The 1,306-nt window shown below is 60.7% G+C and carries 1 protein-coding gene; it reads left to right on the top strand.

Annotation, left to right across the window (positions count from 1 at the left end):
* The first annotated feature begins 22 nt into the window (after positions 1–22).
* A complete protein-coding gene (locus tag EN884_RS36155) occupies positions 23–1,303 on the top strand; it encodes a cytochrome b N-terminal domain-containing protein (RefSeq protein WP_128361139.1) in 1,281 nt (426 codons plus the stop codon).
* The last annotated feature ends 3 nt before the right edge of the window (positions 1,304–1,306 follow it).

Genomic DNA, 1,306 nt, shown 5'->3' with positions numbered 1-1,306 from the left:
GTTGAGGCAGGGGGATATTTCGATGAGCGAGGGACACTCGACCTATACGCCCAAAACCGGTCTCGGACGCTGGTTCGACGCCCGCATGCCGCTGCCGCGGCTGGTCTATGACAGCTTCGTTGCCTATCCGGTGCCGCGCAACCTCAACTATGCATGGACCTTTGGCGGCATCCTGTCGATCATGCTGGTGGCGCAGATCCTGACCGGCATCGTGCTGGCCATGCATTACACGGCCGACACCAATCTGGCCTTCGGCTCGGTCGAGAAGATCATGCGCGACGTGAATTCGGGCTGGCTGCTGCGCTACATGCATTCGAACGGCGCCTCGTTTTTCTTCGTCGCCGTCTACATCCACATCTTCCGTGGCCTCTATTACGGCTCCTACAAGGCGCCGCGCGAACTGCTGTGGATCCTCGGCTGCATCATCTATCTCCTGATGATGGCGACCGGCTTCATGGGCTACGTGCTGCCATGGGGCCAGATGAGCTTCTGGGGCGCCACCGTCATCACCGGCTTCTTCAGCGCCATTCCGCTGGTCGGCGACTGGATCCAGCAGCTGCTGCTCGGCGGCTTTGCCGTCGACAACCCGACGCTGAACCGTTTCTTTGCGCTGCACTATCTGTTGCCGTTCATGATCGCCGGCGTTGTCGTGCTGCACATCTGGGCGCTGCATGTCGTCGGCCAGTCGAACCCGACGGGCATCGAGGTCAAGTCGAAGACCGACACCGTGGCCTTCACCCCCTACGCGACCATCAAGGACGCGTTCGGCATGATCGTGTTCCTGTTCTTCTTCGCCTATTTCGTCTTCTACCTGCCGAACTATCTCGGCCATCCCGACAACTACATCGTCGCCAACCCGCTGAAGACGCCGGCCCACATCGTGCCCGAATGGTACTTCCTGCCGTTCTACGCGATCCTGCGCGCCATCACCTTCAATGTCGGGCCGATCAACTCCAAGCTCGGCGGCGTGCTATGCATGTTCGGCGCCATCGTCATGTTGTTCCTGGTGCCGTGGCTCGACACTTCGAAGGTGCGCTCGGCGGTTTACCGGCCCTGGTACAAGCTGTTCTTCTGGCTGTTCGTGGCCGATGCCATCCTGCTTGGCTGGCTGGGCTCGCAGCCGGCAGAAGGCAGCTATGTGTTCATGGCGCAGATGGCGACATTGTTCTACTTCGCCTTCTTCCTGATCGCGCTGCCGGTGCTCGGCCTGATTGAGACGCCGCGACGGTTGCCGAACTCGATCACCGAGGCGGTGCTCGAGAAGAACAAGGGCGGCAGCGCGATCAGGAAGAAGGCGAAGTAGAAC

It is taken from the genome of Mesorhizobium sp. M7A.F.Ca.AU.001.01.1.1, assembly GCF_004022735.1.
Taxonomy (GTDB): Bacteria; Pseudomonadota; Alphaproteobacteria; order Rhizobiales; family Rhizobiaceae; genus Mesorhizobium; species Mesorhizobium ciceri.
Note: the sequence above shows the minus strand (reverse complement) of the source record. Positions and strands in the feature narration are given on the sequence as shown.

Bases quoted from the DNA above. Each gene is read 5' to 3' on its own strand.
- EN884_RS36155 (WP_128361139.1), top strand. From the start codon at position 23: ATGAGCGAGGGACACTCGACCTATACGCCCAAAACCGGTCTCGGACGC.